Source organism: Methylobacterium sp. WL116 (genome assembly GCF_008039455.1).
Classification (GTDB): Bacteria; Pseudomonadota; Alphaproteobacteria; order Rhizobiales; family Beijerinckiaceae; genus Methylobacterium.
Genome location: NZ_VRUV01001045.1, coordinates 1 through 659, shown reverse-complemented (window position 1 = coordinate 659; position 659 = coordinate 1). Strand labels below are relative to the sequence as shown.

The 659-nt window shown below is 76.2% G+C and carries 2 pseudogenes; both read left to right on the top strand.

What is annotated here, in order from left to right:
* Positions 1-60: 60 nt before the first annotated feature.
* A pseudogene (locus tag FV223_RS29315) lies at positions 61-438 on the top strand (response regulator); the annotation flags it as partial.
* Positions 439-470: 32 nt separating this feature from the next.
* Positions 471-659, top strand: a pseudogene (locus FV223_RS29310) (hypothetical protein); the annotation flags it as partial.

The following is a 659-nucleotide window of genomic DNA, read 5'->3' as shown; positions in this document are numbered from 1 at the left end:
CCCTTCGACTTCGCGAGCTTGCCCCCGTCCGGGCCGAGGACCAGGGCGTGATGGTGGTAGCGCGTGCTGCTGGCCGAGGACAACCCGATCAACGCGCTCCTGGCGACCAAGGCCCTGGAGCGCCTCGGCGCCGAGGTGGTGCACGCGGCCGACGGTCTCGAGGCCCTGGCCCGCCTCGCGGAGGGCGGCACGTTCGACCTCGCCCTGATCGACATCCGCATGCCGAATTGCGACGGCCACGAGACCGCCCGCCGCATCCGCGCCGCCGAAGCCCGCGGCAAGGGCGGCCGGCTCCACCTGGTCGCGCTGACCGCCAACGCGGGCCGCGAGGACGAGAAGGCCGCGCGCCGGGCCGGCTTCGACGGGTTCCTGGCCAAGCCCCTCGACCTCAAGCTCCTGCCCGGCCTGCTCGAGCGGCGCGTCGCGCGAGCGGCTTGACGGACGCGTCCCCCCGCGCGAACACCGTCGCCATGCCTTCCGACACGCCCGCCAACCTGCCCGCCGACCCGCACCCGACGTCCCGCGACCCCGGCGGCCTGGCCGCCTGGGGCATCGCCGCCCTTGTGGCGGCGACGGTGCTGCTCGGCGTGCTCCTGCCCAACCGCGCCTCCCACGGCCCGGCCTCGCCGGCCGACGACGCGACCTGCGCCGAATGGGGC